The organism is Pedobacter sp. SYP-B3415 (assembly GCF_004138205.1).
In the GTDB taxonomy this organism is placed as follows: Bacteria; Bacteroidota; Bacteroidia; order Sphingobacteriales; family Sphingobacteriaceae; genus Pedobacter.
This window is the reverse complement of record NZ_RXNQ01000022.1, coordinates 1-14,061: the sequence shown is the minus strand read 5'-3', so window position 1 is coordinate 14,061 and position 14,061 is coordinate 1. Positions and strand designations below refer to the sequence as shown.

Annotated in this window: 12 protein-coding genes; 11 read left to right on the top strand and 1 reads right to left on the bottom strand. The window is 43.5% G+C overall.

Going from position 1 to position 14,061, the window contains the following annotated elements; all coding sequences use genetic code 11:
- Positions 1-11 precede the first annotated feature (11 nt).
- The 8 genes from EJV45_RS08765 to rfbD all read left to right on the top strand — a co-directional run bounded on the left by EJV45_RS08765 (position 12) and on the right by rfbD (position 9,109).
- Positions 12-971 carry an oligosaccharide repeat unit polymerase gene (locus EJV45_RS08765; RefSeq protein WP_305037029.1) on the top strand — a complete coding sequence of 320 codons (960 nt, stop codon included), beginning with the start codon at positions 12-14 and terminating at the stop codon, positions 969-971.
- Entirely contained in the window at positions 971-1,687 is a 717-nt protein-coding gene (locus tag EJV45_RS08760; RefSeq protein WP_129715596.1) for a glycosyltransferase, read from the top strand. The genes EJV45_RS08765 and EJV45_RS08760 overlap by 1 nt, the downstream gene beginning before the upstream one ends.
- On the top strand, positions 1,684-2,517 hold the full coding sequence (locus EJV45_RS08755; protein ID WP_129715298.1) for a glycosyltransferase family 2 protein: 834 nt from the start codon (positions 1,684-1,686) through the stop codon (positions 2,515-2,517). The genes EJV45_RS08760 and EJV45_RS08755 overlap by 4 nt, the downstream gene beginning before the upstream one ends.
- Complete coding sequence (locus EJV45_RS08750) at positions 2,514-3,398, top strand: NAD(P)-dependent oxidoreductase (RefSeq protein ID WP_129715297.1); 885 nt, start codon at positions 2,514-2,516, stop codon at positions 3,396-3,398. Before EJV45_RS08755 ends, EJV45_RS08750 begins: the two co-directional genes overlap by 4 nt.
- Before the next feature lie 24 nt (positions 3,399-3,422).
- A complete protein-coding gene (locus EJV45_RS08745; RefSeq protein WP_129715296.1) occupies positions 3,423-4,394 on the top strand; it encodes a glycosyltransferase family 4 protein in 972 nt (323 codons plus the stop codon).
- Positions 4,395-4,498: 104 nt separating this feature from the next.
- Entirely contained in the window at positions 4,499-6,454 is a 1,956-nt protein-coding gene (locus EJV45_RS08740; RefSeq protein ID WP_129715295.1) for a nucleoside-diphosphate sugar epimerase/dehydratase, read from the top strand.
- A gap of 91 nt (positions 6,455-6,545) precedes the next feature.
- On the top strand, positions 6,546-8,162 hold the full coding sequence (locus tag EJV45_RS08735) for a gliding motility protein RemB (RefSeq protein ID WP_129715294.1): 1,617 nt from the start codon (positions 6,546-6,548) through the stop codon (positions 8,160-8,162).
- A 65-nt stretch (positions 8,163-8,227) separates the two neighbouring features.
- Complete coding sequence (gene rfbD / locus EJV45_RS08730) at positions 8,228-9,109, top strand: dTDP-4-dehydrorhamnose reductase (RefSeq protein ID WP_129715293.1); 882 nt, start codon at positions 8,228-8,230, stop codon at positions 9,107-9,109.
- Positions 9,110-9,147: 38 nt separating this feature from the next.
- Here rfbD and EJV45_RS08725 read toward each other — a convergent pair whose 3' ends face one another.
- Positions 9,148-9,378 carry a hypothetical protein gene (locus EJV45_RS08725; protein ID WP_129715292.1) on the bottom strand — a complete coding sequence of 77 codons (231 nt, stop codon included), beginning with the start codon at positions 9,376-9,378 and terminating at the stop codon, positions 9,148-9,150.
- Positions 9,379-9,907: 529 nt separating this feature from the next.
- Here EJV45_RS08725 and EJV45_RS08720 point away from each other — a divergent pair.
- The 3 genes from EJV45_RS08720 to EJV45_RS08710 all read left to right on the top strand — a co-directional run bounded on the left by EJV45_RS08720 (position 9,908) and on the right by EJV45_RS08710 (position 13,735).
- A complete protein-coding gene (locus EJV45_RS08720) occupies positions 9,908-11,275 on the top strand; it encodes an undecaprenyl-phosphate glucose phosphotransferase (protein ID WP_129715291.1) in 1,368 nt (455 codons plus the stop codon).
- A gap of 84 nt (positions 11,276-11,359) precedes the next feature.
- Positions 11,360-12,055 (top strand): hypothetical protein, encoded by a 696-nt coding sequence (locus EJV45_RS08715; protein ID WP_129715290.1) that lies wholly within the window; start codon positions 11,360-11,362, stop codon positions 12,053-12,055.
- Between the two features lie 51 nt (positions 12,056-12,106).
- Positions 12,107-13,735: a hypothetical protein gene (locus tag EJV45_RS08710; RefSeq protein ID WP_129715289.1), complete on the top strand. Its 1,629-nt coding sequence runs from the start codon at positions 12,107-12,109 to the stop codon at positions 13,733-13,735.
- The last annotated feature ends 326 nt before the right edge of the window (positions 13,736-14,061 follow it).

The following is a 14,061-nucleotide window of genomic DNA, read 5'->3' as shown; positions in this document are numbered from 1 at the left end:
TCGAAACGGTAATGTTACGTATTGAAAGCAGACAGTTTAAAGTCAAAGCAATATTCGTTTTGATTTCGTTGACATTTTTTTTTTCTAAGCTGCCATTTTTTCAATATGCTATTGCCAATCCATCGGTAGGAACCTGGTTTTTATACAGGTTTGTAGACCTGCAAGGTCGAGATCCATTTTTTAGAATACTTTCTACGGGGGCGGAGGTTTATTTCTATCTGTTTTCGTTCATGCTTATCTTTCTCTTAAAAACATGGCGAAAAAGAGCATTAATATTAGTGATTTTGGCATTATTGATAGGTGTTATGAGCGGCGGCAGATCATCCGTTTTGGGGGGGCTTTTGTACCTAGGAACCTTCATCTTCTATTTTAACAAATATTTCAAGCGCAAATTTATACAGCGCGTCAATCATATCGGCGTCATTCTAGTCGTTGCTTCGCTCAGTCTTGCGGCAGTTATTTCATCACTCTATGAAGCGGATGCATCGGTGACTGATGGTTTTAAGATTCTGGTCAATAGGTTTATTGCAGTCGGCGACGGATTAGAATACTACATGTTATATAATGGGCCTGAGAAAATACCTTCCGGTCCGGGCCAATATTTCCTTGCCGTTTTTGGCGTCTATGTCAAGGGATTTACCAACTTAGAATATAAAAATGTCGGGACACAATTGGTAGAGCTAGTCGTTGGTGATGTAAGCTTTGCACAAGGTTCAAATTTTGTCTTTCCCCTTCAGGCAGTAGTGCTTGGCCGATATGCCTGGATATTCTATGTCCCGCTGATGGCACTAACTGTATGTTGGCTTCGACGGAGTCGTAGTCGCAGTTTTGTATTTTTGCCCTTATCATTTTTCTTCTGTTATCACTGTTTCACGATTGCAACCGACATTGAATATGGCCTACTATGCTTCATATCGGGCATGCTCGTTTACTTTATAATTATTTTTCCGGTTTTAAAACTTAAACTTTGATGGTTTCGGTCTGTATGCCAACTTATAACGGCGCACAATATTTAGAGGCTCAGGTCTCATCTATACTTATTCAATTAGATAATACAGATGAATTAATTATATCAGATGACGGATCTATCGATGATACGCTGAATGTGCTATTGGCATTTAATGACTCTAGAATAAAGCTATTTCATGCAAATACAAAATCTCCGATATACAACCTTGAAAATGCATTGAAACAGGCTGAGGGAGATATAATCATTTTATCTGACCAAGATGACGTATGGCTCAATGGTCGAGTCGAAGAAATAAAGAAGGCACTGGCTGATTCTGATATGGTCGTAACAAATGGTTATATAGTTAACCAAAAGCTTGTGCGTGACGGCGCCACAATATTCGGTAAGCTCCAAACCAATAAACGCGTCATTAATAATCTGTTGCGAAACACTATGGTTGGCTGCTGCATGGCTTTTAAAAAAGAAGTTTTGCAAGACGTCCTTCCTTTTCCAAAAAAGCTTCCTATGCATGATCAATGGATTGGAATGATTGGTCTCTTGCGATACCGTGTTAAGCTTTTGGATCGTCCATCTATATTGTATCGCCGCCACTCTTCCAATGCCTCTGCGACTGGAGCAAAAAGCAAAAATAGTTTTTCAACCAAAATACGATTTAGAATAAACATAATGATGGCGTTGCTTGCATTTGGTCTGAGTCTGAGAAAAAAAAATATATGAAACTGATATCAGCAAGTATAGTTCTTTATAAAAACAATCGAGACGTGTTGGATGCTGCTATACAAAGCTTTCTAGAGTTTTCGGGCGAGCAATCAAAATTATATTTAATAGATAACTCCCCCACGGATGCGCTTAAAACTGTCTCGACAGATCAAAGAACGGTTTATTATCACAATCCCTCAAACCCCGGTTTTGGTGCTGCTCATAATATAGCGATCAAAATGGCGATGGAAGAAGGTGCGTCATATCACCTTGTTCTTAACCCCGATGTTTATTTCGAACCGGGTACCCTTGAGAAAATTGTTATGTTCATGGATAGCAACCCGCGAATCGGAAACCTGATGCCTAATGTCGTATATCCGGATGCCAGCCAGCAATATCTGTGTAAACTGCTTCCCACGCCTTATGATTGGATAGGAAGACGTTTTAATCCTTTCAAGCAAATGGTTGAAAGAAGAAATGACAAATTCGAGCTGCGATTTACCGGCTATAACCGCATCATGGACGTACCTTATCTTTCCGGTTGTTTCATGTTCTTGCGGTTATCAGTTATTGAGAATATTGGTGGGTTTGACGAAGGAATTTTTATGTATGGTGAGGAAGCCGATCTATGCAGACGCATCATCTCGGCCGGCTATCAAACTACATTTTTTCCGGAGGCAACGATTGTACACCATTTCGAAAAAGGCTCACATAAGTCCAAGAGATTACTTTGGATCGGCATTAAATCCGCTGTTTATTATTTCAATAAATGGGGATGGCTCTTTGATAAGGAGCGGAAGGAAATCAACAGAAAAACACTCAAAGATTTAGGTTATCGAAACGCATGAAGATCTTATTAACCGGAGCATCAGGATTTCTAGGTTCGCACATACGCAGGCAGCATTTAAACGATCAGGTAATTACGCTTGGCAGGCGCTCAAGCGATGTATTGATTGACTTATCGAGACCATTTGCTTCCGCGCTTCCGTCAGTAGAACTTGTGTTACATTGCGCTGGGAAGGCGCATTCCGTACCTAAGACGCAGGAAGAAAAGCAAGCCTTTTTTAATGTGAATACCTTTGGAACTGCCAACCTGCTTGCTGGGCTGAGCCAAAATTTGCCAAAGGCATTTGTATTTATCAGCACCGTGGCCGTTTACGGAGTAGATAAGGGATTATCGATTAAAGAATCGGCTGAATTGGCCGCCTCAGATCCGTATGGACTAAGTAAGATCGAGGCGGAAAAATTAGTTCGGCAGTGGTGTGCGGAAAAAAATGTAACCTGTACCATTCTCAGACTGCCGTTGCTGGCCGGTTCCAATCCGCCCGGTAATCTGGGTGCTATGATCAAAGGCATCAGGACCGGGTACTATTTTGATATTGCGGGAGGAACTGCACGTAAAAGCATTGTACTTGCGTCAGATGTGGCCAAAATCATCCCTGAGGCTGCGAAAGCCGGCGGTGTATTCAACCTAACAGATGGGTGCCATCCTTCTTTCGCCGAGCTTTCCGCTTATCTTGCGCTGAAATTAGGGCGCCGCAAGCCAATGAACATGCCAGGCTGGTTTGCCAAAGGCCTGGGAAAGATCGGCGATGTAATTCCGAAATTTCCCCTAAACAGTCGTAAGCTATTCAAAATTACAAAGGATCTTACTTTCGACGACAGTAAGGCAATGAGGGAACTTGGGTGGAACCCTACGCCCGTATTAAAAGGATTTGAGCCGCTATAGATAGTTTCTATATTTGCCGTCAATATGACTTGGACAACATCAATTATATTTTTAGTCATCTTTTTTATTGTAGAGCTTCTCTACTTCCGACTTGCCGACCGTTTTAACATCATCGATAAGCCCAATCATAGAAGTTCGCATACGGCTGTGACCATCCGCGGTGGTGGAATCATCTTTGTTATCGCTGCCTTAACCTGGTGCGTATGGCAAGAAACCACCTATCTGTACTTTGCTACGGGGCTGTTCCTGATCTCGTTGATTAGCTTTCTTGATGATATTCTTACCCTCAACAACAAGATTAGGTTGACCGTCCATCTGCTCTCAGTTGCTTTGCTGTTTTTCGAATGGCAACTCTTCGACTTGCCCTGGTACTTTCTTTTGATAGGATTGATCTTCGTAATAGGCACCATCAATGCCTATAACTTCATGGACGGCATCAACGGCATTACCGGTGGCTATAGTGCTATTGTGTTATTGAGTCTTTGGTACATCAACGAACAAATTGTCAGATTCGGATCGTCACCTTTTATTATAACTATTTTGCTCTCCCTGCTTGTATTTAATTTCTTCAACTTCAGGCAAAAAGCCAAGTGTTTCGCCGGTGACGTAGGAAGCGTGTCAATTGCATTCATTATTGTGTTCCTTTTAGGGCAGGTCATTTTAAAGACTGAAAACCTTTCTTATATCCTTCTTCTCACAGTCTACGGCCTAGATGCCGTTACTACAATCGTTTTCAGATTGATCAGGAAAGAGAACATCTTTGAAGCCCACCGAAGCCATTTCTATCAATACCTCGCTAACAAGAGAAAATGGCCCCATCTTGCTGTTGCTGGCTTATACTCCTTGTTGCAATTGCTCATAAGTTGGTTGGTTATTAGCAACGTCAACTCTTTAACATACAGCCTGACCATGTTTTTTAGTACACTTTTCGGTTTTGTCTTGTTGCGTTTCCTTACCGAGGGACGTTCACAATTGTTAAACAATAAAATGAATTAGGCGTTAATAGGCTTGATTAGCTCTTTAGCATTCCGGACAAGGAATTATCCGAATTCTGGTATCATTTTTATACTTACCTTTGCTTAAATTACAACTGAAGAAAATTGTTTCAAAAAATAAACATAGTTCCCCGCTGGATCATCTTCCTGTTAGACCTGATCATCTGTACGTTCTCCCTCGTCTTTGCTTATGGCCTGCGTCATAACCTTGATCTGACTTCCGTTGAGATGCCGGAATTAGCCCGGAACCTTTTGATCATGGGTGTAATTACATCTGCAGTATTTATTAATATTAAGACGTATTCAGGAATTATCAGATATACGAGTGCTCAGGACTCGTTCCGGATTTTGTTTTCTGTGATCATATCCAACGGCACTTTTTTTGTTATTAATCTATTCTTTATTTCCCTTACGAACCGTTCTTTCATTCCGAATACAATTCTGATTACCAACGGTCTTACAAGTTTTCTTTTTCTTATCACCTACCGGGTTTTGATCAAGTACTTTTTTATGTACATCAAAAACCTGAATCTTGACAAAAAACGGGTAATTATTTACGGCGCAGGTGAAGGTGGTGTCGCTACCAAACGTACTTTTGATCATGATAATTCGGTAAATAAGGAAATCATTGCCTTCGTTGATGACGATGACCGTAAAGTAGGGAAAACCATAGACAGCATTAAAATTCTGCATGCTAAACGGCTGGCTGAATTAATTGAACATCATGAGGTTGATGAAGTGATCTTTGCATCATACACCATTCCGCTTGAACGAAAAAACGAGATCGTAGACATCTGCCTGGCTAACGATGTGAAGGTTTTGAATATTCCGCCGCCGGATGTCTGGACAAATGGCAAGCTGCAGGTTAATCAGATCCAAAATATCAATATCGAAGACCTCCTCAACCGAAAGTCGATCAATATCGATATTGAAGGCATTGGTAAAATGCTGAATAACAAACGGATTCTAATTACCGGCGCAGCCGGCTCCATAGGTAGCGAGATTGTACGTCAGCTTATGAAGTTCGAGGTTGGCCTGATCATCCTGTGCGACCAAAGTGAGACAGCGCTTCATGATCTGTATCTCGAGCTTGAAGAGACCAAGACAAACCAAAGTTTTCATGCCTTTATCGGCGATGTGCGTAACGAAAAACGCATGGAGCACCTTTTCAGCACCTATAAGCCACATTATGTTTATCACGCGGCAGCGTACAAACATGTGCCGCTGATGGAAGACAATCCGGCTGAAGCGATCCGGACAAATGTCATGGGAACAAAGATCATTGCAGACATGGCCGTTAAACACGGCGTGCAGAAATTCGTTATGATCTCTACCGATAAGGCAGTCAATCCTACCAATGTGATGGGTGCGTCTAAACGGATCGCCGAGATCTATGTTCAATCGCTGAATAATTCGCTGAGCATCCCGGATGTGATCTTCAGCAACGGACTGAGTTACATCAATGAGCTCGATGTGAAGCCAATCACTAAATTTATCACAACACGCTTTGGCAACGTTTTAGGCTCGAACGGGTCCGTTATCCCAAGATTTAAGCAGCAAATTGAAAAAGGCGGGCCTATCACGGTAACCCACCCAGAGATCACACGTTATTTTATGACCATCCCTGAAGCCTGCAGGCTGGTGCTTGAGGCAGGATGCATGGGCAAAGGCGGCGAGATCTTTATCTTTGATATGGGTAAATCGGTGAAGATCGTGGAACTGGCCCGCAAAATGATCCGCCTGGCCGGCATGATTCCTAACCAGGATATTCAGATCACCTATTCCGGACTACGACCTGGCGAGAAGCTGTACGAGGAATTGCTGAACGACAACGAAAATACGTTACCCACCCATCATGAAAAGATCATGATCGGCAAGGTAAGGGAATACATGTTCGCCGAAGTTGCAAAACAGATCTCCAGCCTGCTCGATTCTGCAAATAAAAATGACGACCGTCAGGTTGTGATGAAGATGAAAGCCCTGGTGAAAGAATACAAGAGCAACAATTCTGTTTTTGAAGAACTAGACGAATTGGTCGGCAATGACGCCAAAATAAACTAATTCGACCTATATCGATGGGGCGCTGGGAACTACCAGAGCGGAGCAAATCTTCTGCCTTCTTGTACTTCCGAATTATACCTAATAACCTGGAATGAAAAAATACCTCATTGCTGTTCTTACAGCTGTCGCATTTGGGGCCTCCGCACAGACCCCAAACGTCCAAATTCCCTATTCGCACGATTTTTATCAAAAGTTTAACAAAAAGGTTTACAATGTAAACAGCCGCATGCACAGTTCGATTCGTGCTTATTTTGTAGATGATTCACTGCTGCGGCCAACCTATGATTCGCTGATGCGGTATGGTACAGATACGTTAAACCGGCGGTCGTGGGTAAGACGAAAGCTAACCGAGGAGCACCTGGTTAACGCAAAGGGCGAGGATTATACTTTTTTTGCCGACTTTCTTCCTGATTTTCAGATTGGCTATGACCTGAGCCAGAAAAGCAGCACCTGGCTAAACACCCGCGGTTTTCAGCTTGGCGGTACCGTAGGAGAAAAATTTTCATTCTACACCAGTGGCTTCGAAAATCAGGGTCGCTTTGCAAACTACTACAGCCGGTTTGTTGAGGAAAACCAGGTGGTGCCGGGACAAAACGGTGGAAGCATAGGCAAACTGGACGGCGCCACAAAAGACTGGTCGTATGTATCGGCTCTGGTTTCCTATACGCCCAACAAACACCTGAACCTGGCGCTCGGCTATGATAAAAATTTTATCGGCGATGGTTACCGGTCCATGCTCCTTTCTGATGTCTCTTCAAATTATAGCTTCCTGCGCCTCAGGGCCAGTCTGGGCAATGTGCAGTATCAGACCATTTTTGCCTATATGCTTGATCCCATGGCTCCAAAGCTGACAGAAGACCGGCGCCTGGGCGACCGTGCCAAATGGATGGCTGCGCACTATGTTGACTGGAATGCCACTGATCGTTTTTCTATCGGCTTTTTTCAGGCCGTAACCTGGGCTGATGCAGAGCCGGAAGGGAAGCGGGGCTTCGATTTCAACTACGTCCACCCGTTTATTTTTCTCCGGCCGATTGAAAGTGCCAACAGAAATTCGCCTGATAAAATGCGTATAGGCTTCAACGCCAAATATGAGATCCTCGACAAGACCACCGTATATGGCCAGTTTATGTTTGATGAATTTGTGGTAAAAGAATTGTTTGCAGGCAATGGTTTTTGGGCAAATAAGTTTGCTACTCAAATCGGCTTTCGTGGTTCTGATCTTTTTAAGGTGCAGGGACTTAATTATCTGGCTGAGTTCAATACTGCCCGGCCATACACGTATGCACACTTTAACCGCCTGTCCAATTATTCGAATTATAATCAGCCTCTTGCACATCCTTTTGGTGCGAATTTCCGCGAAATACTGGGCATTCTGAACTACAGCTACAAACGTTTTGATTTCAGCGGCCACGGGATGTATGCACGTTATGGCCTTGATGCTGAGGGGACAAACTTTGGCAAGGATATCTTTAAGAACTATGAAACCCGGTCTGTGGAGTATGGCAGCCATATTGGCCAGGGATTAAAAACAAACCTTTATTACGCGCAGGCAAAAGTTGCCTACCTCATCAATCCGAAATATAACCTTCGGTTCGAGCTCAGTGGAATCTATCGTAGGGAAAGTACCGACCAGATTGGTACGAACAACAACATGATCATTACTTTTGGCTTGCGCAGTACGTTCAGGCAGTTGTATAGTGATTTTTAAATCGAAATTTTTCTCGCAAGCTGTCTGATTTTTTGCATTTTTGAACCAAATCTTCAACATTTCTTATGAATAATCCACTGATATACGTTTTTGGCGGTACAGGCCAGTTAGGACAATGCCTGCAATTGGTTATGCCCGGATACGAGCTTACAAATGTCAGATTTCTTGATGAAGTTGAAGGAAACATCCTTGACCACGACTGTCTGCAAAAGTTATTCGCTGCTGAAAAACCGGCATATGTGATCAACTGCGCAGCTTATACGGCGGTTGACCAGGCTGAAGAGACACAGGATCTGTGTGACAGGGTGAACAGGGTGGGGGCAGCTAATCTTGCCCGGTACAGTCAGGAAGCCGGAGCCATATTTATGCATATCTCTACAGATTTCGTGTTTGGTGGTAATGTTCCTAAGCTTTTAACTGAAGAGGATGCAGCTTTACCGGTGAATGTTTATGGCCTTACAAAACTAAGGGGGGAAGAGGAGATCGCGGCATTGACAGAACGTTATTACATTCTTCGTACCAGCTGGCTGTACTCGGAGTTCGCAAACAATTTCACCAAAACGATGCTGAAGCTTGGCGCCGATCAGGAGGTCTTAAATGTTATTGCAGACCAGGTAGGAACCCCTACCTATGCGGTTGACCTTGCCGATGTGATTTGCAGGCTTATAACAAATGAAAAACAACAGTTTGGTCTTTATCACTACAGTAATGAAGGTGTTGCGTCATGGTATGACTTTGCTGTTGCAATCTTCGAACTGGGCGGGTTAAGTACAAAGGTAAATCCGATCCCCGGAACGGCCTACCCCACTAAGGCAACAAGGCCGGCATTCTCAGTGATGGATAAAACCAAAATCAAAAATACCTTTGCGCTGGAAATTCCACATTGGCGCCACAGCCTGAGCCGGTGCATTACTGCGCTGCACCGCAACCAGGTGAGCGTTGGCTAAACGGAATTTACCGACGAAGAGCAGAGACGCTGTCAAAATCAGGTCTCTTGCTGTTGCCCCAGACGGGTAGCCACGACAGGGACTGACATGAATACGATTGAGCAGGCCAGCAACCTGATAAAGATTGTCGGATACACAACAATACCGCCCAGAAAACCAAGGCTAATCAGCATAATAGCCGACAACAGGGCAATGTTTACTGCGGAAACCTTTCTTGTTTCCTGAATTTTCAATTGGGATGCGACGTTGAGTTTCCGCGATAGAGGCATGTTTCAAATGGTTGTGTAGATTCAATATAAGAAAAATTTTCATTTACAAGCGTTTTTTATTTTTTCTCTGTTATTTTTTTCGCCCTAACTCCGTCGTAAAATACCCAATTCAGGGTATTCAAAGCCGCTTGCTTTGTCCGTACATTTGCAGCGCCGAAAGTGGACGCTGCGTGTTTAGACTGTTGTAGAATACCTCAGACGCAACTTCCTTAACAAGTGAAGTATAGAGATGCATTGCTTCAATATGTATAACCAGCTGTTACCTAAATACCCATATGTGGGTATTGTAAGGTGAAGCGAGTGGTGGTAAATTTGGATGTATTGAGAAATGAAGCGTTTTTTTTGCTTTTTCCCGGAAAAATCCGGATTGAACGTTGAGTTTGAGCCTAGAAATTCTTTGTTAGTTTATTAAAATGCAACCATCATCTCTACAAAATATAATAAATAACAATACGAGCATATTGGAAATAGTAAGAGTCGTTAGTAAGAACACTAAATTATTGATATTATGCTGATAACGCCCGCTCTCATGCAAACAAGGAACATCTTTTTGTTAAGGATGGTACTCAGTATTTCAGACGTCATCTTGCTGAATATTGTTTTTGCTTTCTCTTTTTACTTCTTCGGATTTAAACAAGGAATGGATTTGGTAGTGCTCAGGCATTATCTGGTTGTATTCAATTTGTTATGGTTGTTAAGCTCCGTGATTTTACGGATGTACAGCAACGAACAATTACAGACGCCGGAAAATGTTTACAGGAATACCTGGCGCGCCGTTGCTATCCACCTGGTGATGTTGCTGGTATACATCGGCGTATCATCTGAACGGGAAATTTCATGGAAATTGTTTCTTGTTAATTATGGCCTGCTCAGTGCCGGCTTTGTCTTTAGCAGACTACTCGGAACGGTTTTGATGATGCGCTTTACCAAAAAAGAAGGCCGCAGAAAACAGGTTGCAGTGCTGGGCAGAAACAAAACCGGGATGCGCCTGGCTGCTTATTTCAAAAAATACAACCGGAATTACGCATTTGAAGGGTTCCTTGATGAAAAATCGGGGCTATACATAAACGAACAAGGCGAGATTTTCCGTGAGGCTTCAGAACGTGGCATCAACGAAGTCTATGTTTCGCTTTCGCCGCAGGAAATGGCCTCAGCCGGAAGTCTGGTTAAAGAAGCTGAAAAACAATGTTTGCGCCTGAAGTTTGTACCGGATATTACAGGCTCGATCAACGAACCGTTCGACATTAGTTATATGGATGGTTTTCCGGTAATCAGTTTGCGCAGTGAGCCGCTCGAAGAAATGGAAAGCCGCTTCAAAAAGCGTTTGTTTGATATGTTCTTCAGTACCCTCGTGATTGTTTTTGTGTTGAGCTGGTTGTATCCGCTCATCGCGCTTGCCATCAAACTGCAAAGCCGCGGTCCGGTACTTTTCAAACAATTGCGCAGCGGTCGCGACAACAGACCTTTCTGGTGCTTCAAATTCAGAAGCATGTACGTGAACAAGGACAGCGACAGCAAGCAGGCACGGAAAGGCGATGCACGCATCACGCCAATCGGTCGCTTTCTTCGTAAGACGAGCCTTGACGAACTTCCTCAGTTTTTCAACGTACTTATGGGCGAAATGAGTGTCGTTGGTCCGAGACCACACATGCTCAAGCATACAGAAGAATACAGCAAACTGATAAATGGTTATATGGCCCGTCAGTTTTTGAAGCCCGGCATAACGGGTTGGGCACAGGTCAACGGTTTCAGAGGAGAAACCACAGACCCCTCGCTCATGGAAAGAAGGGTTGAGCATGACCTTTGGTACATGGAAAAGTGGACCGCCATGCTCGATGTTAAAATCGTGTTTATGACGATCATTAATATAATAAAAGGAGAAGAAGCCGCCGGTTAACGCCCGGTGGATTTTTCCGGTTAAGCAGCACCTAAAACAGAGACAAGAAAATAATAATTATCCATCTAATTTTGACCATCAGAAATGAAGAGACATTTTACCTCCCTGGTACTTGGTTTTATATTGGCGGCAGTAACCGGGGCGAGTGCGCAGACCTCAGTTGACAGCACCCGCACACGTGCTTATTTAGCAGCACACGTAGGTACATCGGGCGCCGGCTTAGATTTCAAAGTAGCCGTGAAACCATCATTCACCATTCGTGCAGGAGCGAGCATCCTCCCGTTTGATTACAACACATTGATGACCGTACGGGCACAGCCTGCCAAAATTGACATCCAGGCCGATTTCAACAATGCGCACCTTATTTTTGACTGGCATCCTTTCCTGAAAGAAAAAGGCCTGTCTAAAAAAGCTTTTGTAAGCGTTGGAGCCGGCTATTTCTGGAAGGCAGAAGGCAGCGGTACAGCATCATACGACGGGACATACCAGTATGGTGATATTTCTATTCCAAGTTCTGAACTGGGCGAACTGACCGGTCGTGTTGAGTGGAACAAAGTAGCGCCTTATGCAGGTATCGGTTTCCAAAACCCATTCCCTATGAGAAAAGTGAACGTTAGCTTTTCAGTAGGTGCTTTCTATATGGGTAAAGCAGACGCTACACTTACAGGAACCAAGCTGCTGGTTAACAACCAGGCCAATCAAAGACAGTTTGAAGAAAATATGTCTTTCTACAGGATTCTGCCGGTAGCACAGGTTAGCCTTAATTTCAACCTATTTTAAGCAAATTCACCACAGCCCCCGGCTGTTTAACCCGGGACAATTTTTACAGATATGAAAAAGATCTTTACGCTTTTAAGTTTGAGTTTCCTGATGGGCATTCTGAATTACGGCTGTCGTAATCCTGCTTATCAGTTGAATGTGTTGTTCGATGGCGATGTAATCAAATACAAAACCACGATCATGTTGGTTGAGGCCGATGGCGCTGCACTACCAAACAACATGAAAATTGCCGTAACAGGGCAGGATGCTGCAAATGTTTATGACTTTGCAGGTCTGAAAGCGATCACTGCTCCAAATGGCGTGATCACGCTGGGGATTGATCCTAAGGTAGAACCTACTACTACCCGTCCGTTGCAGTTTAATGTTCAGGTTACTGCAGATAACTACGAACCAAGAAATATTCCGGTTACGATTTTACCAAACCAGTTCAGCCAGATTTTACGGGCTGCCCTGTTGAAAGTAATCAGCAATACACCTGCGTCTGCAGTGAAAACAATTGAGGCTCCTCTGGGTGCTGGCGGTGCAACTACAGCTCCGGTAAGCCTTGTAACGCCTGCTACTGCTACAGTTACTGAAGTTACATCGATCACGATTCCTGCAGGAACTACTTTCCGCAATGCTGCCGGTGAATTACTGGTTGGCGGTTCCCTTACTGCACGTGCAATCAATTTCGACGCAGGCAATCCTGCTGCATTGGAAATGTTCCCTGGTGCTGACCTCAGCTCACCAAACGTAAAAGGTCCTGACGGACAAACCGGTTCAGCTTTCTTCCTGCCAGCTGGTTTTACCGACATCGATATGTTTGTTGCGGGTCAGGAAGTAAAGAACTTCTCCCAGCCAATTAACGTTGGTGTGCAGATCAATCCCGACTTTCAACCTGTAGGAAGCAATCAGGATGTTAAAGTGGGCGACCAGCTTGCTGTTTACAGTTACCAGAACAGTACAGGCCAATGGCAGTTCGAGAAAAATGCTAACGTTATTCGTGACGCATCAAATAAACTTGCTGTTAACTTTACGACAGATCACCTTACCGTTTTCTTTGTAGGAAACGTAGTATCTACCAGAACCTGTGCGCCGCAAAGCCTGAGGTTCACCGCCCCATGGTTAGGATCGGCAACGATTACTACACTTGTACAGATCTTCCGTACAGATGGTGAGACATTGATCGATGAAGAAATTGTTATAGCAAGCGACGGTCGCGTAGTTCCGATTACAGGTCTGCCGCCTTTCGCAGTGAAATACAAAATTCTGAATGCATCAACAGGTCTTTTGCTTGCATCTGGCGATATCGATAATGCTTGTTCAAACGGAAATATTGCCATCACGCTTGGCCAGCCAGGCCAGCCTGTACAACAGGTTACCTTAACGCTAATGGTTAAGTGTAATGGTAACTTCATTATTCCACCTAACTTTGACCTGTTCTACAAACCTGCAGGGGCTGCTGCATCGCAATATAAATATCTCGGAGAGGTGTCGCGTGGTCAGCTTAAAACTGTTATGTTGGCGGTTGGATCAAGCTATGACTTCCGTGCAAACTGGGGTAACCAGACAAAAACAGTCAATAACAAAACTATCACCAACCTGGATATGAGTACAACAGTTGGTGAATACGACTTCCTCGGCGATAAAAGCCCAGAGTACAATAAAGCTTTGCTGCTTGAAGCTTGCAAAGGCAGGTAAGCAAATTATATACTTAACAAAAAAGCAGCTCCTAAAGGGCTGCTTTTTTGTTGAATGAACTTTTGATCTCTGTTCATGTAAACAGTTATTAAACAGGGTGGGATTGAGGTAAATGAAAAAAAATAAGACCCTATCGAGTTAAAAGTTAAAAGTAAAAAGTTTAAAGTCAGGGCTGTCTTGTCCTGATATAAGTTGACATATTAATCAACTTAAAACAAGGATTATCATGACAAAAAGTAATCGTAAAGTGATTCGGTACAGTATTAGCTTCAAGCAGAAAGTAGTAAAAGAGATCGAGCAAGAGGGTTTAAGCATTTCAGCAGTAA

Bases quoted from the DNA above. Each gene is read 5' to 3' on its own strand.
- rfbD (WP_129715293.1), top strand. From the start codon at position 8,228: ATGAATAATCCACTGATATACGTTTTTGGCGGTACAGGCCAGTTAGGA.
- EJV45_RS08755 (WP_129715298.1), top strand. From the start codon at position 1,684: ATGAAACTGATATCAGCAAGTATAGTTCTTTATAAAAACAATCGAGAC.
- EJV45_RS08745 (WP_129715296.1), top strand. From the start codon at position 3,423: ATGACTTGGACAACATCAATTATATTTTTAGTCATCTTTTTTATTGTA.
- EJV45_RS08725 (WP_129715292.1), bottom strand. From the start codon at position 9,378: ATGCCTCTATCGCGGAAACTCAACGTCGCATCCCAATTGAAAATTCAG.
- EJV45_RS08735 (WP_129715294.1), top strand. From the start codon at position 6,546: ATGAAAAAATACCTCATTGCTGTTCTTACAGCTGTCGCATTTGGGGCC.
- EJV45_RS08720 (WP_129715291.1), top strand. From the start codon at position 9,908: ATGCAAACAAGGAACATCTTTTTGTTAAGGATGGTACTCAGTATTTCA.
- EJV45_RS08710 (WP_129715289.1), top strand. From the start codon at position 12,107: ATGAAAAAGATCTTTACGCTTTTAAGTTTGAGTTTCCTGATGGGCATT.
- EJV45_RS08715 (WP_129715290.1), top strand. From the start codon at position 11,360: ATGAAGAGACATTTTACCTCCCTGGTACTTGGTTTTATATTGGCGGCA.
- EJV45_RS08760 (WP_129715596.1), top strand. From the start codon at position 971: ATGGTTTCGGTCTGTATGCCAACTTATAACGGCGCACAATATTTAGAG.
- EJV45_RS08765 (WP_305037029.1), top strand. From the start codon at position 12: ATGTTACGTATTGAAAGCAGACAGTTTAAAGTCAAAGCAATATTCGTT.
- EJV45_RS08750 (WP_129715297.1), top strand. From the start codon at position 2,514: ATGAAGATCTTATTAACCGGAGCATCAGGATTTCTAGGTTCGCACATA.